General features: G+C 69.5%; 19 protein-coding genes. 16 read left to right on the top strand and 3 right to left on the bottom strand.

What is annotated here, in order from left to right; translation table 11 throughout:
* Nucleotides 1-14: 14 nt before the first annotated feature.
* The 3 genes from ACFY2L_RS17975 to ACFY2L_RS17965 are packed head-to-tail and all read left to right on the top strand — an operon-like array spanning nucleotide 15 to nucleotide 4,455.
* Entirely contained in the window at nucleotides 15-2,396 is a 2,382-nt protein-coding gene (locus ACFY2L_RS17975; protein ID WP_390658024.1) for a bifunctional polysaccharide deacetylase/glycosyltransferase family 2 protein, read from the top strand.
* A complete protein-coding gene (locus tag ACFY2L_RS17970; RefSeq protein WP_390822753.1) occupies nucleotides 2,393-3,715 on the top strand; it encodes an acyltransferase in 1,323 nt (440 codons plus the stop codon). Before ACFY2L_RS17975 ends, ACFY2L_RS17970 begins: the two co-directional genes overlap by 4 nt.
* Nucleotides 3,716-3,759: 44 nt before the next feature.
* Nucleotides 3,760-4,455, top strand: coding sequence for a demethylmenaquinone methyltransferase (locus ACFY2L_RS17965; RefSeq protein WP_390658026.1), 696 nt, complete (start codon nucleotides 3,760-3,762; stop codon nucleotides 4,453-4,455).
* Nucleotides 4,456-4,539: 84 nt separating this feature from the next.
* On the opposite strand, the gene ACFY2L_RS17960 is transcribed toward ACFY2L_RS17965, so the two are convergent.
* Both ACFY2L_RS17960 and ACFY2L_RS17955 read right to left on the bottom strand, forming a co-directional pair.
* On the bottom strand, nucleotides 4,540-4,854 hold the full coding sequence (locus ACFY2L_RS17960) for a PASTA domain-containing protein (protein ID WP_390658027.1): 315 nt from the start codon (nucleotides 4,852-4,854) through the stop codon (nucleotides 4,540-4,542).
* 145 nt (nucleotides 4,855-4,999) lie between these two features.
* On the bottom strand, nucleotides 5,000-5,515 hold the full coding sequence (locus ACFY2L_RS17955) for a GNAT family N-acetyltransferase (protein ID WP_390658028.1): 516 nt from the start codon (nucleotides 5,513-5,515) through the stop codon (nucleotides 5,000-5,002).
* A gap of 97 nt (nucleotides 5,516-5,612) precedes the next feature.
* Between ACFY2L_RS17955 and ACFY2L_RS17950 the strand changes: the two genes are divergently transcribed.
* Nucleotides 5,613-6,932, top strand: coding sequence for a geranylgeranyl reductase family protein (locus ACFY2L_RS17950; protein ID WP_390658029.1), 1,320 nt, complete (start codon nucleotides 5,613-5,615; stop codon nucleotides 6,930-6,932).
* Between the two features lie 110 nt (nucleotides 6,933-7,042).
* Here the strand turns inward: ACFY2L_RS17950 and ACFY2L_RS17945 are convergent, their stop codons facing one another.
* Entirely contained in the window at nucleotides 7,043-7,861 is an 819-nt protein-coding gene (locus ACFY2L_RS17945; protein ID WP_390658030.1) for a C40 family peptidase, read from the bottom strand.
* 712 nt (nucleotides 7,862-8,573) lie between these two features.
* On the opposite strand from ACFY2L_RS17945, the gene ACFY2L_RS17940 reads away from it, so the two are divergent.
* From ACFY2L_RS17940 to nuoL, 12 genes are read left to right on the top strand one after another with little or no spacing between them, the layout of a single operon-like run.
* Entirely contained in the window at nucleotides 8,574-8,933 is a 360-nt protein-coding gene (locus tag ACFY2L_RS17940; protein ID WP_007383963.1) for an NADH-quinone oxidoreductase subunit A, read from the top strand.
* Nucleotides 8,934-8,947: 14 nt separating this feature from the next.
* Nucleotides 8,948-9,502: an NADH-quinone oxidoreductase subunit B family protein gene (locus ACFY2L_RS17935; protein ID WP_055635348.1), complete on the top strand. Its 555-nt coding sequence runs from the start codon at nucleotides 8,948-8,950 to the stop codon at nucleotides 9,500-9,502.
* A complete protein-coding gene (locus ACFY2L_RS17930) occupies nucleotides 9,499-10,260 on the top strand; it encodes an NADH-quinone oxidoreductase subunit C (RefSeq protein WP_390658031.1) in 762 nt (253 codons plus the stop codon). The genes ACFY2L_RS17935 and ACFY2L_RS17930 overlap by 4 nt, the downstream gene beginning before the upstream one ends.
* Complete coding sequence (locus tag ACFY2L_RS17925; protein ID WP_390822752.1) at nucleotides 10,257-11,579, top strand: NADH-quinone oxidoreductase subunit D; 1,323 nt, start codon at nucleotides 10,257-10,259, stop codon at nucleotides 11,577-11,579. Before ACFY2L_RS17930 ends, ACFY2L_RS17925 begins: the two co-directional genes overlap by 4 nt.
* Nucleotides 11,576-12,463, top strand: coding sequence for an NADH-quinone oxidoreductase subunit NuoE (gene nuoE / locus ACFY2L_RS17920; protein WP_390658033.1), 888 nt, complete (start codon nucleotides 11,576-11,578; stop codon nucleotides 12,461-12,463). Before ACFY2L_RS17925 ends, nuoE begins: the two co-directional genes overlap by 4 nt.
* On the top strand, nucleotides 12,460-13,809 hold the full coding sequence (nuoF, locus tag ACFY2L_RS17915; RefSeq protein ID WP_390658034.1) for an NADH-quinone oxidoreductase subunit NuoF: 1,350 nt from the start codon (nucleotides 12,460-12,462) through the stop codon (nucleotides 13,807-13,809). Before nuoE ends, nuoF begins: the two co-directional genes overlap by 4 nt.
* Complete coding sequence (locus tag ACFY2L_RS17910; protein WP_390822751.1) at nucleotides 13,806-16,310, top strand: NADH-quinone oxidoreductase subunit G; 2,505 nt, start codon at nucleotides 13,806-13,808, stop codon at nucleotides 16,308-16,310. Before nuoF ends, ACFY2L_RS17910 begins: the two co-directional genes overlap by 4 nt.
* Nucleotides 16,307-17,668, top strand: coding sequence for an NADH-quinone oxidoreductase subunit NuoH (gene nuoH / locus ACFY2L_RS17905; RefSeq protein ID WP_390658036.1), 1,362 nt, complete (start codon nucleotides 16,307-16,309; stop codon nucleotides 17,666-17,668). The genes ACFY2L_RS17910 and nuoH overlap by 4 nt, the downstream gene beginning before the upstream one ends.
* Nucleotides 17,661-18,302, top strand: coding sequence for an NADH-quinone oxidoreductase subunit NuoI (gene nuoI, locus ACFY2L_RS17900; RefSeq protein ID WP_390658037.1), 642 nt, complete (start codon nucleotides 17,661-17,663; stop codon nucleotides 18,300-18,302). The genes nuoH and nuoI overlap by 8 nt, the downstream gene beginning before the upstream one ends.
* Complete coding sequence (locus ACFY2L_RS17895) at nucleotides 18,299-19,153, top strand: NADH-quinone oxidoreductase subunit J (RefSeq protein WP_390658038.1); 855 nt, start codon at nucleotides 18,299-18,301, stop codon at nucleotides 19,151-19,153. The genes nuoI and ACFY2L_RS17895 overlap by 4 nt, the downstream gene beginning before the upstream one ends.
* Complete coding sequence (nuoK, locus tag ACFY2L_RS17890) at nucleotides 19,150-19,449, top strand: NADH-quinone oxidoreductase subunit NuoK (RefSeq protein WP_003974374.1); 300 nt, start codon at nucleotides 19,150-19,152, stop codon at nucleotides 19,447-19,449. The genes ACFY2L_RS17895 and nuoK overlap by 4 nt, the downstream gene beginning before the upstream one ends.
* Nucleotides 19,450-19,464: 15 nt before the next feature.
* Entirely contained in the window at nucleotides 19,465-21,378 is a 1,914-nt protein-coding gene (gene nuoL / locus ACFY2L_RS17885) for an NADH-quinone oxidoreductase subunit L (protein WP_390658039.1), read from the top strand.

Genomic DNA, 21,378 nt, shown 5'->3' with positions numbered 1-21,378 from the left:
CCGCCACCACCGCCATGACGACGACGACTCCCTCCCGCGGGCGCCGCCGCGCCCCCACCCGCATGAAGCGGGCGGCGGGCAAGGCCGCGGCACTGCAGAAACCGCGTGTCATCCTCGCCCTGCTGCTCCTGCTCGCGCTGACCAGCGTGATGCTGCTCGACGGCTATCTGCGCGCCGAGGTCGGCGGCGACCAGCGCGTGCGCACCGGCGCCAGCTCCAGCAAGGTCCCCGACGACGTCCTCGACGGCGGCCCGATCCTCACCTTCCGGGGCGGCCAGGCGACGACGGTCTCCGTCCCGGACAAGACGATCGCGCTCACCTTCGACGACGGCCCGAACCCGACCTGGACACCGCAGGTCCTCCAGATCCTCGAGGAGTACGACGTACCCGGCACGTTCTTCGTCGTGGGCTCGATGGTCTCCCGCTACCCGGACATCGTGAAGGACATGGTCGACCAGGGGAACGAGGTGGGCATCCACACGTTCACCCACGTCGACCTCTCCTACCAGAGCGACGCCCGCGTCAACCGTGAGATGCAGCAGACCCAGCTCGCCCTCGCCGGCGCGGCCGGCATCACGACCACGCTCTTCCGCGCCCCGTACTCCTCCGAGACGGACGCCATCGACAACTACAGCTGGCCCGTCTACAAGGCGCTCGGCGAGGACGGCTACACCAGCGTCTTCATCGACACCGACAGCGACGACTGGAAGAAGCCGGGCGTCTCGAAGATCATCAAGTGGGCCACGCCGGAGGACGGCGAGGGCGCCTCGGTGCTCTTCCACGACGCGGGCGGCGAGCGGTCGCAGACCATCGCGGCGCTGCCGACGTACATCAGGAAGATGAAGGCGAAGGGGTACTCCTTCACCACCATCAGCGGCGTGCTGCAGGAGCAGAACGGCGGCGGGCAGAACACGGCCGGCCGGCAGGCTTCCGGTGCGGGGGCCGTGGCGGGACAGCAGCAGGCGGCCGGTACCTCCGGTGCGGGCACCGCCGGGACCGGCGGGCAGTCCGGGGGCGTTCCGGACGGTGCGGGCTACGGCGCCGGCGGGAACACCGGCACGGGCGCCGACGCGGCGCGCAGCCCCCTCCAGGCGGCCCACCGCGAGGCCGGCGGCATGACCCTCTACGAGGGCAAGGCGCTCATCGCGGCGGTCGCGCTGGCCGAGTGGACGGTCCCGGCGCTGTCGGTGGGGCTCATGATCGTGGGCGTGGCGGTCATGGGCCGCTTCGGGATGATGCTCCTCCTCGCCCGCCGCCACTACCGGCAGCGCAACAAACGCCGCTTCAGCTGGGGGCCGACGGTCACCCGGCCGGTGAGCGTGATCGTCCCGGCGTACAACGAGAAGGAGTGCATCGCCAACACGCTGGAGTCGCTGGCGCAGAGCACCCACCCGATCGAGATCATCGTGGTCGACGACGGCTCGACGGACGGCACGTCCGAGATCGCGCGCGCCGCGGCCGACAAGCTCGGCATGCACAACGTCCGGGTCATCCGGCAGGAGAACGCGGGCAAGCCGGCCGCGCTCAACAACGGTGTCCGCAACGCCAGTTACGACATCGTCATCATGATGGACGGCGACACCGTCTTCGAGCCGGACGCCGTGCACCACCTGGTGCAGCCCTTCGCCGACCCGAAGGTCGGCGCGGTCGCCGGCAACGCCAAGGTCGGCAACCGCGACACGGTCATCGGCGCCTGGCAGCACATCGAGTACGTGATGGGCTTCAACCTCGACCGCCGCATGTACGACCTGCTGCGCTGCATGCCGACCATCCCCGGCGCGATCGGCGCGTTCCGCCGCGACGCCGTGCTGGAGGTCGGCGGGATGAGCGAGGACACCCTCGCCGAGGACACCGACATCACCATCGCCATGCACCGCGCGGGCCGGCAGGTCGTCTACCAGGAGCACGCCAAGGCCTGGACGGAGGCGCCGGGCTCGCTCAAGCAGCTGTGGTCCCAGCGCTACCGCTGGTCCTACGGCACCATGCAGGCGCTGTGGAAGCACCGCAAGTCCCTCACCGACAAGGGGCCCTCCGGCCGCTTCGGCCGGGTTGGCATGCCGCTGGTCGTCCTGTTCCAGATCGTCACGCCGGTCTTCGCCCCGCTGATCGACGTGTTCACGGTCTACTCGATGATCTTCATCGACTTCCAGGCGGCCCTGCTGGCCTGGCTCGCCGTCCTGGGCGTCCAGCTCGGCTGCGCGGCGTACGCGTTCCGGCTGGACCGTGAGAAGTACCGGTACCTGCTGATGATGCCGCTGCAGCAGCTGGCCTACCGCCAGATGATGTACCTCGTCCTCATCCACTCCTGCATCACCGCACTCACCGGCGGCCGCCTCCGCTGGCAGAAGCTGAAGCGCACCGGCGAGGTCGGCACCCCGGCGGGGGTGAGCGGATGAGCTGGGAGCAGCAGCAGGGGTACGGGTACGGGTACGGTCACCAGCCGCCCCACCCCCGGAGTCACGACCACGGGTACGGCCAGGAGTACGGGCAGCAGCAGTACGCGCAGCAGCCGTACCCGTATCCGCAGGAGTACGTGGGGTACGGCGAGTACGGAGAGTACGGGCAGCGTGTCGCCGTCGAGGAGACGGCGCCGCTGCCGGTGCTGGAGCCGGAACCGCAGCCGGAGGCCCCGGCCGGGGCGGCCGCCGAAGCGGAACCCCCGTCTCCGCCCCGGCCCCGCGGCCCCCGGCGGGACCGCTACTTCGACACCCTCAGAGCCCTGGCCCTCATCAGGGTCGTCACCTACCACACCTTCGGCTGGGCCTGGGCCGGCATGGTCTTCCCCTCCATGGGGATCATGTTCGGCCTGGCCGGCACCCTCATGGCGAAGTCCCTGGAGCGTCCGCCGCTGAAGGTGGTGAAGAGCCGGTTCCGCCGTCTCCTGCCCCCGTTCTGGTTCTGGGGCGTCTTCGTCGTCCTGGCGATGCTGATCCACGACTGGATGCCGAACTGGCAGATCGTCTACTGGATCGTCCCGCTGGGCGACCCCCCGGGCAATGCCTGGGGCGAGCAGGCCTGGGAGATCCTCTGGTACCTGCGTACCTACCTCTGGTTCGTCCTGCTCTCCCCGCTGCTGCTGCGCCTGTTCCGCCTCGCCCCGCTGCCGGTCCTCGCGCTGTCCCTCACACCGATCCTGGTGCTGAACTTCGTCTGGTCGGGCCCGGACAACCGGCTCGGCACCCTGCTGTGGGACCTGTCGACGTACCTGTTCTGCTGGATGGCCGGCTTCGCGCACCGCGACGGCGTCCTGGAGCGGATGAAGCCGGCCGCCGTCGTCGGGCTCTGTCTCGCGGCGATCGGCTTCGGCGGCTGGTACGCCTTCGCGCACCAGGCCGACTTCGGCACCTACGACCTGGACGAGAACCCGCTCGCGCAGGCCTACTGGTCGGCCGGCTGCGTGATGCTGCTGATGTGGGCGAAGGCGCACTTCCGGATCGACTTCGCCCGGCTCACCCGCTTCCCCCGGGCCGACCGCCTCGTCACCGTCTTCAACGCGCGCGCGGTCACGATCTATCTCTGGCACCAGATCGCGCTCGTGCTGGCCGTCCCCCTGATCGACCAGTTCTGGAACGTGCCCGCCTTCGAGACGTACCTGCCGCTGGAGAGCCAGTGGTTCATGTTCGGGGTGGCGTGGGTGCTGATCGCGGTCTTCGTCCTGCTGTGCGGGTGGGTGGAGGACGTGGCGGCGAAGAAGAAGCCGCGGCTGCTTCCCTGAGGGTGAGCCGCGGTCCCGTCCGGGCGGGCTGCAACAATGGCGGCGTGACCCGCGCTTCCCTGAACAAGCAGCCCCATGAAGTCGCCTCGATGTTCGACCGCGTGGCGGAACGGTACGACCTGACGAACGACGTGCTGTCGCTCGGCCAGGACCGGAGGTGGCGCAAGGAGGTCGCGAAGGCCGTCGACGCGCGCCCGGCGCAGAAGGTCCTGGACCTCGCGGCGGGCACGGCCACCTCCTCCCTCCCCTTCGCGCGGACCGGCGCGTACGTCGTCCCCTGCGACTTCTCCCTCGGGATGCTGCAGGTCGGCAAGAAGAAGCACACCTGGCTGCCGTTCACGGCCGGGGACGCGACGCGGCTGCCCTTCAAGGACGACACCTTCGACGCCGTCACGATCTCCTTCGGCCTGCGCAACGTCCAGGACACCGACGCGGCCCTGCGCGAGATGTACCGGGTGACCCGGCCCGGCGGCCGAGTGGTGATCTGCGAGTTCTCGCACCCGACCTGGGCGCCCTTCCGCACGGTCTACACCGAGTACCTGATGCGCGCCCTGCCCCCGGTGGCCCGCGCGGTCTCCTCGAACCCGGACGCGTACGTCTATCTCGCCGAGTCCATCCGCGCCTGGCCCGACCAGCCCGCGCTGGCCGAGCGGCTGCGCAAGGCCGGCTGGTCCAAGGTCGCCTGGCGCAACCTCACCGGCGGCGTGGTGACCCTGCACCGGGGCTTCAAGGAGAGCTGACGCCGCGGGCCCCAGGAGGAGGGCCGACGCCGGGGGCCCTGCGAGGAGGGCCGACGCCGCGGGCCGGGGCACTCGGTGCGGGGCTCATCGGCTGAGTGTCTCGAAGGGATCCCGGGCCTGGTCCAGCTCGCGCTGCAGCCCGCCTCCGCCCGGTTTCGGCACGCGCGGCTCCCGTACGCCGGCGCCTCCGCCGCCCTCGCCCTCGGCGAAGTCGAACCACACGGTGACGACGGCCCCGCGCGGCACCTCCACCCCGGGCGGCGGGTACTGCCGTACGACGTAGTCGACCACGGCTCGGTGGAAGTCGGGCCGGTCCGGAGCGGCCAGCAGCACACCGTGCGCCGCGGCCGCATCGCGCGCGTCCATGGCCATCAGACCGACGAACCGCGGCACGCGCACTTCGGGTGTTTTGGGTGGTACGAGCACAGATGTCACCCCCAGCGGTACTGGAAGGGTAACCGCACGGGTGTGCCATCCGGAAGCGCTGAGTGGCTTTCCGCGACTTTTCGCTACTCAGCGTCACCGGCTGCGGGGTGGTGGGGTGTCATCGTGGTTCGAGGCCGAGCCGGTAGCAGTGCCCCTGGCGCTTCGACTCCGGGGTCGTGAAGACCTCCGCGAGCCGCATGCCCAGGCGCCGGGTGACGGCGATGGACCGTGCGTTGCGCGCGTCGACCATGGCCACCACCTCGGGCACGCCGGCCGCCCGCACCCGCTCCAGCGTCATCTGCGCGGCCGCGGTGACGTACCCCTGCCCCCAGTACTCCCGCCCCAGCCGCCAGCCGATCTCGATCTCGCCCCTGGGCCCCCACTCCGCGGGCCACGGCTGCGCGCCCGTGAACCCGACGACCCTGTCGTCCTGGTCGAGCATCGTCCACAGACAGAAGCCGTGCTCGGCGTCGTGCCGGCGCTGGCGGGCGGTGAGCTCCTCGTAGGCGGAGAGTTCGGCGGACCTCCCGCCGTGGAACTCCATGACGTCCGGGTGGTCGAAGACCCGGTGCCAGGCGACCGCGTCCTCGTCCGTGGGGACGCGCAGCCGTACTACGGGGAGAGCTCGGTTCACGGGGCAGCCCTTCAGCCGGGTGATCAATTGTGCTGCATAGACTGCCCATGTCCAGTGCCGGTCGGCACGTAGATTCCGAACTTGGGGAGATCCCGCCGTGACCGTCGAGACCGAGCCCCACTCCGAGTCCGCCTCCGAGTCGTTCTCCGAGAACACCGCCGACGTCATCGTCGTCGGCGCGGGGCCGGCCGGCTCCACGACCGCGTACTACCTCGCGAAGGCCGGACTCGACGTACTCCTGCTGGAGAAGACCGAGTTCCCGCGCGAGAAGGTCTGCGGCGACGGCCTCACCCCGCGCGCCACCAAGCAGCTCGTGGCCATGGGCATCGACATCTCCGAGGAAGCCGGCTGGCTGCGCAACAAGGGGCTGCGGATCATCGGCGGCGGAGTGCGGCTCCAGCTGGACTGGCCGGATCTCGCCTCCTTCCCCGACTACGGCCTGGTCCGCAAGCGCGACGACTTCGACGAGCAACTCGCCCGCCAGGCCCAGAAGGCGGGCGCCCGCCTCTACGAGCGCTGCAACGTCGGCGCCCCGGTCGTCGACGACCGCACCGGCCGCATCACCGGCGTGCACGCCAAGCTGGGCGAGGAGAAGCGCGAAGTCACCTTCCGCGCCCCGCTGGTGGTGGCCGCCGACGGCAACTCCAGCCGGCTGTCGCTGGCGATGGGCCTGCACCGCCGCGAGGACCGTCCGATGGGCGTCGCGGTCCGCACCTACTTCACCTCCCCGCGCCACGAAGACGACTACCTGGAGTCCTGGCTGGAGCTGTGGGACCGCCGCGGCCCCGGTGAGGACCGTCTCCTGCCCGGCTACGGCTGGATCTTCGGCATGGGCGACGGGACGAGCAACGTGGGCCTGGGCGTGCTCAACACCTCCGACTCCTTCAAGGAGCTCGACTGGCGCGAGGTCCTCAAGGCATGGTGCGCGTCCATGCCGGAGGACTGGGGCTACACCCCCGAAAACATGACCGGCCCGATCCGCGGCGCGGCCCTCCCCATGGCCTTCAACCGCAAGCCCCACTACACCAAGGGCCTGTTGCTGGTCGGCGACGCCGGCGGTCTGGTCAACCCCTTCAACGGCGAGGGCATCGCCTACGCCATGGAGTCCGGGCAGATCGCCGCCGACGTCATCGTCCAGGCCCACGCCCGCGCCACCCCCGCCCAGCGCGAACTCGCCCTCCAGCGCTACCCGCGGATCCTCGCCGACACCTACGGCGGCTACTACACCCTGGGCCGTGCCTTCGTGAAGCTCATCGGCAACCCGAAGGTCATGAAGATCGCGACGCAGCGCGGCCTGACCCACCCGATGCTGATGAAGTTCACGCTGAAGATGCTGGCCAACCTCACCGACCCCACGGGCGGCGACGCGATGGACCGCATCATCAACGGCCTGAGCAAGGTGGCCCCGAAGGCCTGACCGAGGGACCTCCCTCCGGCCGCGGTCGCGGACGCGGGGGCAGCGCGAAGGGCCGCTGCCCCCGAGCGGCTGCGGCCCTTACGCGTGCGTGAGTGCTGTGGCGGCGTGTCTCAGAGGACGCGCACCGCACCCGACGCCGGGTATCCGGACAGGTCCTGGATGACGACGCCCTTGGAGGGGTTGGCCGCGTCCAGGTACTGGCCGTTCCCGATGTAGACGCCCACATGGTAGGCGGAACCCTTGGCACCCCAGTAGAGGATGTCGCCGACCTGGAGGTTGGACAGGGAGACGTCGGTGCCGACCGTCGACTGGTCCTGCGAGACGCGCGGCAGGTCGACGCCGACCTGCTTGAAGGCGGCCTGGACCAGGCCCGAGCAGTCCCACGCGTTGGGGCCGGTGCCGCCCATGACGTATGCGTCGCCCACCTGAGCCTTGAGGAAGGCGATGACCGTGGCCACGCTGCCGCTGGCGGGCGCGGAGACGGTCGTGGTGGACGTGGAGAGGGTGGAACGTCCCGCGGAACGGGAGGCGGCCTCCGCGGCGGCCTTGCGGGCCTCCTCCGCCTTCTTCTTCGCCTCGGCCTTCTTGGCGGCCGCGAGGTCCTTCTTGGCCTCCTTTGCGGCCGCCTCGGCGGCCGCGTCACGCTCGGCATCGAGCTGGTAGTTCGCGGCGGCCTGCTGCGTGGCCTGCGCGGACTGCGCCACCTGGGCGGCCAGGTCGCCCGTGAAGACGGGCAGTTCGAGCGTCTGGGTCACCGGCTCGGCGGCGTTGGCCGAACCGGCCGCCGTGGCGACGGCCAGCGTGCCGAGGACACCACTGGCGACTCCGGCCCGCATCGCGATCGTCGACGCGCTGCGGCGGGGTTTCCGGTGGCTGCGTATGTGAGCGGTGTGGGACATGAGTCCAACCGGTATCAGGGGCTCCTCCATACCTTCAAGAAACGTGTGCTGCGCCACATTTGTTCAATGGAGCCCCCGAACACCCTTCGCGCCACTCTTTATTGACGCCGTAACGGACATTGTGGACACGGGCGATCGGGCCTGTGATCATGGCCTTTCGCTGTTACGTCCGAATTGCCCTCCGCCTACCATCGGTTGGGATCGTTGGCCAAGCCCGGTTCTCAGAGGTCTCTCATCGATGTGGCGGAGGTCACGGAACGGTCACCGGTGGGGCCGCGTCACGCGCGTAGATCGACTTCGTTCCGCTCGTGAACGCGTGCACGCGTCCACATCCCGCCCCGGACTCCCCCCGATGTGTGAACGCGCTCCCCTATCAAGCCCCCGCGTCCATCGCCAATTTGCATGCAAGGGAAGCCTCTTGATATGGAGACGCCCCGTGCGGCCTGCGGTGACGAGCGCAAATGTCACTTCTTGTGATCACTCTGACGCTTCGAGTACGAAGATCACCGCTGATATGACTTCATGATCCTTCGTCAGGTGGTGGAGATCACAAAGCTTGTGCAATACCCCGTGTCGCAGATCACAGAGCGGCAGGCATAAGATGCGAGGCAGTTGGGCTTGTGACCTGCTTCACATGTTCGCGATCTTCGCCGGGACGAGCGGGGTTCGTGGGGCACATGAGGCGGATGTGAGTCCGATGCCATCGCCAGCAGTCAGTGCCGACTGAGAGGAGCGAGGAGCGGTGAACGCGTATGCGCCCATCCTCGTACTGGGAGCCCTCGGGGCAGGCTTTGCGATCTTCTCCGTGGTCATGGCCACGCTGATCGGGCCGAAGCGGTACAACCGCGCCAAGCTCGAGGCCTACGAGTGCGGTATCGAGCCGACCCCCACGCCGGCCGGCGGCGGGCGCTTCCCCATCAAGTACTACCTGACGGCGATGCTCTTCATCGTCTTCGACATCGAGATCGTCTTCCTCTACCCCTGGGCCGTCACCTTCGACGCCCTGGGTGTCTTCGGGCTCGTGGAGATGCTGCTCTTCGTGCTCACCGTCTTCGTCGCCTACGCGTACGTATGGCGGCGCGGCGGCCTGGAATGGGACTGAGGGGCCTTTAAGTCATGGGACTCGAAGAAAAGCTGCCGAGCGGCTTCCTGCTGACCACCGTCGAGCAGGCCGCGGGCTGGGTGCGCAAGGCGTCCGTCTTCCCCGCCACGTTCGGCCTCGCCTGCTGTGCCATCGAGATGATGACCACCGGCGCGGGCCGCTACGACCTGGCCCGCTTCGGCATGGAGGTCTTCCGCGGATCCCCGCGCCAGGCCGACCTCATGATCGTCGCCGGCCGGGTGAGCCAGAAGATGGCTCCGGTGCTGCGGCAGGTCTACGACCAGATGCCGAACCCGAAGTGGGTCATCTCCATGGGCGTGTGCGCGTCCTCGGGCGGCATGTTCAACAACTACGCGATCGTCCAGGGCGTCGACCACATCGTCCCCGTCGACATCTATCTCCCCGGCTGCCCGCCACGCCCCGAGATGCTGATGGACGCGATCCTCAAGCTCCATCACAAGATCCAGAACTCCAAGCTGGGCGTGAACGCCGAGGAAGCGGCCCGCGAGGCGGAGGAAGCCGCGCTCAAGGCCCTGCCCACGATCGAGATGAAGGGGCTGCTGCGGTGAGCGACGCGAACGGCACCCACGGCGCGAACGGGTCGAACGGGGTGAACCCCGAGAAAGACCTCTCCGCCTCCAACCTCCCCGGCCAGCGCGGCCAGGGTGGCGAGGAGGTCCGCGTCCAGCGCGGCATGTTCGGCGCCAACAACGGAGGCGACACCTCCGGCTACGGCGGCCTGGTCCGCTCCGTCCGCCTTCCCGGCCCGGCCGCCCGGCCCTACGGCGGTTGGTTCGACGAGGTCGCCGACGAACTGGAAGGCGCCCTGGAGGAACAGGGTCTCCTCCCCGAGAACGCGATCGAGAAGACGGTCGTCGACCGCGGCGAGCTGACCTTCCACATCGAGCGTGAGCACCTGCTCCGCGTCGCCCGCACCCTGCGCGACGACCCGGCCCTGCGCTTCGAGCTCTGCACCGGCGTGAGCGGCGTGCACTACCTCAACGACAAGGGCCGCGAGCTGCACGCCGTCTACCACCTGCGCTCGATCACCCACAACCGGCTGATCCGCCTGGAGGTCAGCACCCCGGACGCCGACCCGCACATCCCGTCCCTGGTCACCGTGTACCCGACCAACGACTGGCACGAGCGCGAGACGTACGACTTCTTCGGGATCGTCTTCGACGGTCACCCGGCCCTGACGCGGATCATGATGCCGGACGACTGGCAGGGCCACCCGCAGCGCAAGGACTATCCCCTCGGCGGCATCCCCGTCGAGTACAAGGGCGCCCAGATCCCGGCTCCGGACCAGCGGAGGTCGTACTCATGAGCACGTCACACGCTTCTCCCCGCGAGACCACCGAGGGCACCGTCTACACGGTCACCGGTGGCGACTGGGACGAGGTGGTCCAGTCCGCCGCCCGCGCCGACGACGAGCGCATCGTGGTCAACATGGGCCCCCAGCACCCCTCCACGCACGGCGTGCTCCGCCTCATCCTGGAGATCGAGGGCGAGACGGTCACCGAGGCCCGCTGCGGCATCGGCTACCTCCACACCGGCATCGAGAAGAACCTCGAGTTCCGCACGTGGACGCAGGGCACCACGTTCGTGACGCGCATGGACTACCTGACGTCCTTCTTCAACGAGACCGCATACTGTCTCGCCGTCGAGAAGCTCCTCGGCATCGAGGACCAGATTCCCGAGCGCGCCAAGATCATCCGAGTGCTCCTGATGGAGCTGAACCGGTTGTCCTCCCACCTGGTGTGCATCGCCACCGGCGGCATGGAACTCGGCGCCACCACGATCATGATCTACGGCTTCCGTGACCGCGAGATGATCCTCGACATCTACGAGCTCATCACGGGCCTCCGGATGAACCACGCGTACATCCGCCCCGGCGGACTCGCCCAGGACCTGCCGCCCGGCGCGGTCGACCAGATCCGCGAGTTCGTCAAGAAGATGCAGAAGAACCTCCCCGAGTACGACAAGCTCGCCACCGGGAACCCCATCTTCAAGGCGCGTATGCAGGACGTCGGCTACCTCGACCTGGCCGGCTGCATGGCCCTCGGCGCCACCGGCCCGATCCTGCGCTCCACCGGCCTGCCGCACGACCTGCGCAAGGCCCAGCCGTACTGCGACTACGAGACGTACGACTTCGACGTCCCGACCGCCGACTCCTGCGACTCCTACGGCCGCTTCCTGATCCGCCTGGAGGAGATGCGCCAGTCGCTGAGGATCGTCGAGCAGTGCCTGGACCGGCTGCAGCCCGGCCCGGTCATGGTCGGCGACAAGAAGATCGCCTGGCCCGCCCAGCTCGCCCTGGGACCGGACGGCCTGGGCAACTCCCTCGACCACATCAAGAAGATCATGGGCACCTCCATGGAGGCCCTGATCCACCACTTCAAGCTGGTCACCGAGGGTTTCCGCGTCCCGCCGGGACAGGCGTACGCGGCGGTCGAGTCGCCCAAGGGCGAACTCGGGGTGCACGCCGTCTCCGACGGAGGCACCCGCCCCTACCGGGTCCACTTCCGGGACCCGTCCTTCACCAACCTGCAGGCCATGGCGGCGATGTGCGAGGGCGGCCAGGTCGCCGACGTCATCGTCGCCGTCGCGTCCATCGACCCCGTGATGGGAGGCGTCGACCGGTGACCACCTCTTCTTCCGAGCGGGGCGTCAGCCTGGGCATGCCCGAACTGCCCGCGCCCGCCTACCCGGACGACGTCCGGGCCCGGCTGGAGACGGACGCGCGCGTGATCATCGCCCGCTACCCCGACTCCCGGTCCGCGCTCCTGCCGTTGCTGCATCTCGTGCAGTCGGAGGAGGGCCACGTCACGCGCACCGGGATGCAGTTCTGCGCGGACGTCCTCGGCCTGACCACGGCCGAGGTCACCGCGGTCGCCACCTTCTACACCATGTACCGCCGCCGGCCGAGCGGCGACTACCAGGTGGGGGTCTGCACCAACACCCTCTGCGCGGTGATGGGCGGCGACGCGATCTTCGAGTCGCTCCAGGAGTACCTCGGTGTCGGCAACGGCGAGACCACCGACGACGGAAAGATCACCCTGGAGCACATCGAGTGCAACGCGGCCTGCGACTTCGCGCCGGTCGTGATGGTCAACTGGGAGTTCTTCGACAACCAGACCGTGCAGAGCGCGAAGCGCCTGGTGGACGAGTTGCGGACCGGCCGCACGGTGTCGCCCACGCGCGGGGCGCCGCTGTGCACCTTCAAGGAGACCGCCCGCATCCTGGCGGGCTTCCCCGACGAGCGGGACGGCGCCGTCGAGGCGAGCGGCAGCGCGGGACCGGCCTCGCTGACGGGCCTCCGCCTGGCCAGGGGAGAGACCGCACCCGCGCGCGTGGTCCACCCGCGTGACGGCGGGCCGCACGACGAACCGCAGGACAGGGCGCCGAGCGGGGCGGCCGCGCGCGACGCGTCGCCGGCCGAGCACCTCAGTTCACATGACGCGCCGCAGGAGACATCGGCCTCCGACCCCGCCCACCCGGCAGGGCCCGCCGCCGAGGAGGGGGAGTGATGACCTTGGCACCCGAGCTGAAAGGCAGCAGCCCCGAGAAGCTGCTCGCACCCGTGCTGTCGGCCTTCTGGGACGAGGAGAGGTCCTGGTCGCTGGACGTCTACCGGAGGCACGAGGGGTACGAGGGGCTCCGCAAGGCGCTCGCCATGTCCCCGGACGAAGTGATCGCGTACGTCAAGGACTCCGGTCTGCGCGGGCGCGGCGGCGCGGGATTCCCGACGGGAATGAAATGGCAGTTCATTCCCCAGGGTGATGGAAAGCCGCACTATCTAGTTGTCAACGCCGACGAATCGGAGCCGGGCACCTGCAAGGACATCCCGCTCCTCTTCGCGAACCCGCATAGCCTCATCGAGGGCATTGTGATCGCGTGTTATGCCATCAGGTCTTCGCATGCCTTCATCTATCTGCGCGGTGAAGTCGTCCCGGTGCTGCGGCGGCTGCACGAGGCCGTGCGTGAGGCCTACGCGGCGGGCTACCTCGGCGAGAACATCCTGGGCAGCGGACTCGACCTCGAACTCACCGTGCACGCGGGCGCGGGTGCGTACATCTGCGGTGAGGAGACCGCGCTGCTGGACTCCCTCGAAGGCCGCCGCGGTCAACCGCGGCTTCGTCCCCCCTTTCCTGCGGTCGCGGGCCTCTACGCGTGCCCGACTGTGGTGAACAACGTCGAGTCCATCGCCTCGGTTCCCGCGATCCTGAAAAACGGGAAAGAATGGTTCAGGTCGATGGGCAGCGAGAAGTCCCCGGGCTTCACGCTCTACTCCCTCAGCGGCCATGTCGCGGGCCCCGGCCAGTACGAGGCCCCGCTCGGCATCACCCTCCGCCAGCTCCTCGAGATGAGCGGCGGCATGCGGCCGGGCCACCGCCTCAAGTTCTGGACACCGGGCGGCTCCTCGACCCCGATGTTCACCGACGAGCACCTCGACGTCCCTCTCGACTACGAAGGAGTGGGTGCCGCGGGTTCCATGCTCGGCACCAAGGCTCTGCAGTGCTTCGACGAGACGACCTGCGTGGTGCGGGCCGTCACCCGCTGGACCGAGTTCTACGCCCACGAGTCCTGCGGCAAGTGCACGCCCTGCCGCGAGGGCACCTACTGGCTCGTGCAGCTGCTGCGCGACATCGAGGCCGGCAAGGGCGTGATGTCCGACCTCGACAAGCTGAACGACATCGCCGACAACATCAACGGCAAGTCGTTCTGCGCCCTCGGCGACGGCGCAGCCTCGCCGATCTTCTCCTCGCTCAAGTACTTCCGTGCGGAGTACGAGGAGCACATCACGGGCCGGGGCTGCCCCTTCGACCCGGCGAAGTCGACGGCCTGGGCCGACCGCCCGGAGGTGAACGCATGACCGTGACCACCAGCGCTCCCTCGGGAGGGGGAGAAGCGGCGGTCCCGCCGGAGGACCTCGTGACGCTGACGATCGACGGCGCGGAGATCAGCGTGCCCAAGGGCACCCTGGTCATCCGGGCCGCCGAGCAGCTCGGCATCGAGATCCCCCGCTTCTGCGACCACCCCCTCCTCGACCCGGCCGGCGCCTGCCGCCAGTGCATCGTCGAGGTCGAGGGCCAGCGCAAGCCGATGGCGTCCTGCACGATCACGTGCACGGACGGAATGGTCGTGAAGACCCACCTCACCTCGCCCGTCGCCGAGAAGGCGCAGCACGGTGTGATGGAGCTGCTCCTCATCAACCACCCGCTGGACTGCCCGGTCTGCGACAAGGGCGGCGAGTGCCCCCTGCAGAACCAGGCGATGTCGCACGGCCAGGCGGAATCCCGCTTCGAGGGCCGCAAGCGGACGTACGAGAAGCCCGTGCCGATCTCCACGCAGGTGCTGCTCGACCGTGAGCGGTGCGTGCTGTGCGCCCGCTGCACCCGGTTCTCCAACCAGATCGCGGGCGACCCGATGATCGAGCTGATCGAGCGGGGCGCGCTGCAGCAGGTCGGCACCGGTGAGGGCGACCCGTTCGAGTCGTACTTCTCCGGCAACACCATCCAGATCTGCCCGGTCGGCGCCCTCACCTCGGCGGCGTACCGATTCCGCTCCCGCCCCTTCGACCTGGTCTCCTCGCCCTCGGTGTGCGAACACTGCTCCGGCGGCTGCGCCACCCGCACCGACCACCGGCGCGGCAAGGTCATGCGCCGCCTGGCGTCGAACGACCCCGAGGTCAACGAGGAGTGGATCTGCGACAAGGGGCGGTTCGCGTTCCGGTACGCGCAGCAGCGCGACCGGCTCGACACGCCCCTGGTGCGCAACGCCGAGGGCGACCTGGAACCGGCGTCCTGGCCCGAGGCGCTGCAGATCGCCGCACAGGGGCTGCTCGCCTCGCGCGGCAGGACCGGTGTCCTGACCGGCGGCCGCCTCACCATCGAGGACGCGTACGCGTACAGCAAGTTCGCGCGCGTGGCCCTCGGCACCAACGACATCGACTTCCGCGCCCGCGTGCACAGCACCGAGGAGGCCGACTTCCTCGCGGCCCGGGTCGCCGGCCGGGGCCGTGACCTCGACGGTACGGGCGTCACGTACACCTCCTTGGAGAAGGCGCCCGCCGTTCTGATGGTCGGGTTCGAGTCCGAGGAGGAGGCGCCCGGTGTCTTCCTGAGGCTGCGCAAGGCCTGGCGCAAGCACGGGCAGAAGGTGTTCTCGCTGGCCACGCACGTCACGCGCGGCCTGGAGAAGGCGGGCGGCACCCTGCTGCCGGCCGCTCCGGGCACCGAGACCGAGTGGCTGGACGCGCTCGCCGGCGGCGTCGGCCTGGACGAGGCGGGCAGCACGGCCGCCGCGGCGCTGCGCACCGAGGGCGCGGTGATCGTCGTAGGAGAGCGGCTGGCGGCCGTGGCCGGAGGCCTGACCGCCGCCGTACGGGCCGCCAACGCCACCGGGGCCGCGCTGGTGTGGATCCCGCGCCGGGCGGGGGAGCGGGGCGCGATCGAGGCGGGTGCGCTGCCGTCGCTGCTGCCGGGCGGCCGCCCGGCCACCGACCCGCGCGCGCGGGAGGAGGTCGCGGCCGTCTGGGGGCTCGCCGAACTCCCGCACCGCTACGGCCGTGACACGGGCCGGATCGTCGAGGCCGCCGCGACCGGCGAACTGCAGGCGCTGCTCGTCGCCGGTGTGGAGGTCACCGACCTGCCCGATCCGGCACGCGCGCGTGAGGCGCTCGCCGAGGCCGGCTTCGTGGTGTCGCTGGAGCTGCGGCCCAGTGAGATCACGCGGCAGGCGGACGTCGTCCTTCCGGTCGCCGCGGTCGCCGAGAAGGCGGGCACCTTCCTCAACTGGGAGGGCCGGGTCCGCTTCTTCGAGGCCGCGCTCAAGCCCGACCAGATGACCCGCCGCCCGGCACCGTCCGACGCGCGCGTGCTGCAGATGCTCGCCGACGCGATGGACGTCCACCTGGGCCTGCCGGACCTGCGCACCGCCCGTGCGGAGCTGGACCGGCTCGGCGCCTGGGACGGCCCGCGCGGCACCGAACCCCTGGAGACCGCGGGGGTGCTGCCGAGGCCCGCCGCGGGGGAGGCCGTACTGGCCGGGCACCGGCTCCTGCTCGACCAGGGCGTCCTCCAGCAGGGCGACGAGGCGCTCGCCGGGACACGGCACGCGGCCCACGCGCGCGTGTCGGCCGCCACGGCCGCGGAGGCGGGCGTCAAGGACGGCGACGTCCTCGCCGTCACCGGCGCCCACGGAGTGGTCGAACTCCCGCTGCGGGTCACCGAGATGCCCGACCGAGTGGTCTGGCTCCCGCTGAACTCCACCGGCGCGGGTGTCGCCTCCGACGCCGGGGCCACACCCGGCTCCCTCGTCCGCATCGGTCCGGCGACGCCGGCCGCCGAAGCCCCCAAGGAGGTGGAGGCATGAGCCCGTATCTCGCCGCTGAAGACCTCTCGATGTTCGGCCGCGACCCCTGGTGGCTGGTCGTCGTCAAGGCCGTGTTCTGCTTCGCCTTCCTGATGCTGACCGTGCTGTTCTCCATCGTGTGGGAGCGCAAGGTCGTCGCCTGGATGCAGCTGCGCATCGGCCCCAACCGGCACGGCCCCTGGGGCATGCTCCAGTCGCTCGCCGACGGCATCAAGCTGATGCTGAAGGAAGACCTCATCGTCAAGCGCGCCGACAAGGTGGTGTACGTCCTCGCGCCGATCGTCGCGGCCATCCCGGCCTTCATGGCGATCGCGGTGATCCCCTTCGGCCCGGCCGGCAACGAGATCTCGATCTTCGGCCAGCGCACCACGATGCAGCTCACCGACCTGCCGATCGCGGTGCTCTACATCCTCGCGGTCGCCTCGGTCGGCATCTACGGCATCGTCCTGGCGGGCTGGAGCTCCGGATCCACCTACCCCCTGCTGGGCGGTCTGCGCTCCTGCGCCCAGATGATCTCGTACGAGATCGCCATGGGCGCCGCGTTCGCCTCGGTGTTCCTCTACTCGGGGTCGATGTCGACGTCGACGATCGTCGAGCAGCAGCAGGACCGCTGGTACGTCATCCTGCTCCCGGTCTCCTTCGTCCTCTACATCATCACGATGGTCGGCGAGACCAACCGCGCCCCCTTCGACATGCCGGAGTCCGAGGGCGACCTGGTCGGCGGTTTCAACACCGAGTACTCGTCGATCAAGTTCGCGATGTTCATGCTCGCCGAGTACGTGAACATGGTGACGGTCTCGGCGGTGGCGACCACCCTGTTCCTCGGCGGCTGGCGGGCACCCTGGCCGGTCAGCGCCTTCTGGGAGGGCGCGAACCACGGCTGGTGGCCGATGCTCTGGTTCGTCGTCAAGGTCCAGCTGCTGCTGTTCTTCTTCATCTGGCTGCGCGGCACGCTCCCCCGCGTCCGCTACGACCAGCTGATGAAGCTCGGCTGGAAGGTCCTCATCCCGGTGTCGGTGACGTGGCTGATGCTCGTCGCGACCGTGCGGACCCTGCGCAACGAGAACTACGACTTCGCCGACATCGCCCTGTACGTCGGCGGCGGTGTCCTGCTCCTGCTGCTGCTCTCCTTCGTCGTGGACATGTTCCGCGGTGGCGGGAAGGAGGCGCAGGCCCCCGCCGAACCCGCCGGCTTCGACCCGATGGCGGGCGGATTCCCCGTCCCGCCGCTGCCCGGACAGGAGCTTCCGCCGGTGCCCAGGCGCCGTCCGCGCCGGGAGCGGGAGCTGATTGTCAGTGGTGGGTCGGACACTGTCAGTGACGGATCGCTGGATGGAAAGGAGGCGTCCGATGGCTGAGGAGCCCCAGGAGACCAAGCCCGGTTTCCAGAACCCCGTGGCCGGCTTCGGCGTGACCTTCAAGGCCATGTTCAAGAAGCGGCTGACCGAGCAGTACCCGGAGCAGAAGAAGACCACGGCTCCGCGGTTCCACGGACGGCACCAGCTCAACCGCCATCCGGACGGCCTGGAGAAATGCGTCGGCTGCGAGCTGTGCGCCTGGGCCTGCCCCGCCGACGCGATCTACGTCGAGGGCGCGGACAACACCGACGAGGAACGCTACTCGCCGGGCGAGCGGTACGGGCGGGTGTACCAGATCAACTACGCCCGCTGCATCCTGTGCGGTCTGTGCATCGAGGCCTGCCCCACCCGCGCGTTGACGATGACGAACGAGTTCGAGCTCGCCGACTCCAGCCGCGCCAACCTGATCTACACCAAGGAGCAGCTGCTGGCCGGCCTCGACGAGGGCATGGTCGACACGCCGCACGCGATCTACCCGGGGACGGACGAGCAGGACTACTACCGGGGGCTGGTCACCGAGGCCGCGCCCGGTACGGAGCGCCAGCCGGCCGTCTCCAAGGGAGAGGTGCCGCAGGAGGCCGCCGCCACCTCCGGTGAGGGCGAGCCCGCCTCGGAGGAGGTGATCCGCCGATGAGCGCGCAACTCGCCGCCTACTCCACCTCCACCGGCGAGGCCTTCCAGTTCTGGGTGCTCGGCACCGTCGCCGTCCTCGGCGCCCTGTGCACCGTCTTCATGAAGAAGGCCGTGCACAGCGCGCTCTGCCTGGCCGGCACCATGATCGTCCTGGCGGTCTTCTACCTCGCCAACGGCGCCTACTTCCTGGGCATCGTCCAGATCGTCGTCTACACGGGCGCGATCATGATGCTGTTCCTGTTCGTGGTGATGCTCGTCGGCGTCACCGCGGCGGACTCCCTGAAGGAGACCATCAAGGGACAGCGCTGGCTGGCCCTGGTGTGCGGCCTCGGCTTCGGCATCCTGCTGATCGCCGGAATCGGCAACGCCTCCCTGACGGAGTTCACCGGCCTCTCCCAGGCCAACGCGAACGGCAACGTGGAGGGCCTCGCCGCCCTGATCTTCACCAAGTACGTCTTCGCCTTCGAGATCACCGGCGCCCTGCTGATCACGGCCGCCGTCGGCGCCATGGTGCTCACCCACCGCGAGCGCACCGAGCGCGCCAGGACCCAGCGGGAGCTGGCCGAGCAGCGGGTCCGGGAGGGCAAGCACGTACCGCCGCTGCCCGCGCCCGGCGTGTACGCGCGGCACAACGCCGTGGACGTCGCGGGCCTGCTGCCCGACGGCACCCCGTCGGACCTCACGGTCAGCAGCACGCTGCGCGAACGCGGTCAGATCCGTGACGTGTCCACCGAGGCGCTGAACGACCTCAAGGCGCTGCAGCGGCGCGCCGAGGAGCGCCTGGAGCGCGGCGCGATCGAACCCCCGCAGCTCAAGGGGAACGCCCGGCGGACCGAGGAGGCGTCGAAGTGAACCCGGTCAACTACCTCTACCTCGCCGCCCTGTTGTTCACGATCGGCGCGACCGGCGTGCTGATCCGGCGCAACGCGATCGTCGTGTTCATGTGCATCGAGCTGATGCTCAACGCCTGCAACCTCGCGTTCGTCGCCTTCTCCCGGATGCACGGCAATCTCGACGGCCAGATCATCGCCTTCTTCACGATGGTCGTCGCCGCCGCGGAGGTCGTGGTGGGACTCGCGATCATCGTGTCGCTGTTCCGTTCCCGCCACTCGGCCTCGGTCGACGACGCCAGCCTGATGAAGCTGTAAGGGGTCGGAAGAATCGTGGAGAACCTGATTGCGCTGCTGATCGCGGCGCCCCTGCTCGGAGCGGCCGTCCTTCTGGTCGGCGGCCGCCGGCTCGACGCCGTCGGCCACTGGATCGGCACGCTCCTGTCGGCCGTCTCCTTCGTGTTCGGCCTCGTCCTCTTCGGCGACCTGCTCAGCAGGAGCGCCGAGGACCGGACGCTCACCCAGCACCTGTACTCCTGGATCCCGGTCGAGGGCTTCCAGGCGGACGTCGCCTTCCGCCTGGACCAGCTGTCGATGACGTTCGTGCTGCTGATCACGGGCGTCGGCTCGCTGATCCACCTGTACTCGGTCGGGTACATGGAGCACGACGAGCGGCGCCGCCGCTTCTTCGGCTACCTCAACCTGTTCCTCGCGGCGATGCTGCTGCTCGTCCTCGCCGACAACTACCTGCTGCTGTACGTCGGCTGGGAGGGCGTCGGTCTCGCCTCCTACCTGCTCATCGGCTTCTGGCAGCACAAGCCCAGCGCGGCCACCGCGGCGAAGAAGGCCTTCCTGGTCAACCGCGTCGGCGACATGGGCCTGTCGATCGCCATCATGCTGATGTTCACCACCTTCGGGACCTTCGCCTTCGGCCCGCTGCTCGGGACGGAAGGAGAACCCGGCATCGCCGGGGACGCGACCGAGGGCAGGCTCACCGCCATCGCCCTGATGCTGCTGCTCGCCGCCTGCGGCAAGTCCGCCCAGGTGCCGCTGCAGTCCTGGCTCGGGGACGCCATGGAGGGCCCGACGCCGGTCTCCGCCCTGATCCACGCGGCGACGATGGTGACCGCCGGTGTGTACCTGATCGTCCGCTCGGCGGCGATCTTCAACGGCGCCCCCGACGCCCAGCTCGTCGTCACCGTCGTCGGAGCCGTCACGCTCCTGTTCGGTGCGATCGTCGGTTGTGCCAAGGACGACATCAAGAAGGCGCTGGCCGGGTCGACCATGTCGCAGATCGGCTACATGGTGCTGGCCGCGGGTCTCGGCCCCATCGGCTACGTCTTCGCGATCATGCACCTGGTGACGCACGGCTTCTTCAAGGCCGGGCTGTTCCTCGGCGCCGGCTCGGTCATGCACGGCATGAACGACGAGGTCGACATGAGGAAGTACGGCGGCCTGCGCACGTACATGCCGATCACCTTCGTCACCTTCGGTCTCGGCTACCTCGCCATCATCGGTTTCCCGGGCCTGTCCGGCTTCTTCTCCAAGGACAAGATCATCGAGGCGGCCTTCGCCAAGGGCGGCACCGAGGGCTGGATCCTCGGCGCGTGCGCCCTGCTGGGCGCGGCCATCACCGCGTACTACATGACGCGCGTGATGCTGATGACGTTCTTCGGCGAGAAGCGCTGGCAGCCCGACGCCGACGGTCATGAGCCGCACCCGCACGAGTCGCCCAAGGTCATGACGATCCCCATGATCGTGCTGGCCTTCGGCTCGGTCTTCGCGGGCGGCTTCTTCAGCATCGGCGACCGCTTCCTGCACTGGCTCGAGCCGGTCACCGGCCACTCGCACGGCGACTCGCCGGTCAGCGCCCTCACCGTCACCCTCTCCACGATGGTGGTCCTGGTGATCGGCGTGGCCGTCGCCTACGCCCAGTACGGCCGCCGCCCGGTCCCGGTCGTCGCCCCGCGCGGGTCGCTGCTCACCCGGGCCGCCCGCCGCGACCTGCTGCAGGACGACTTCAACCACGTCGTCCTGGTCCGCGGCGGCGAGCACCTCACGCGCTCCCTGGTGTACGTCGACCACACCCTGGTCGACGGCGTCGTCAACGGCACGGCGGCCTCGGTCGGCGGCCTCTCCGGACGGCTGCGCCGACTGCAGAACGGCTTCGCGCGGTCGTACGCGGTCTCGATGTTCGGCGGTGCGGCGCTTCTCATCGCCGCGACCCTGCTGATGAGGGCGGTCTGA

It is taken from the genome of Streptomyces sp. NPDC001381 (genome assembly GCF_042895685.1).
Classification (GTDB): domain Bacteria; phylum Actinomycetota; class Actinomycetes; order Streptomycetales; family Streptomycetaceae; genus Streptomyces.
The sequence above is the reverse complement of the archived record's forward strand: the minus strand, read 5'-3'. Positions and strand labels throughout refer to the sequence as shown.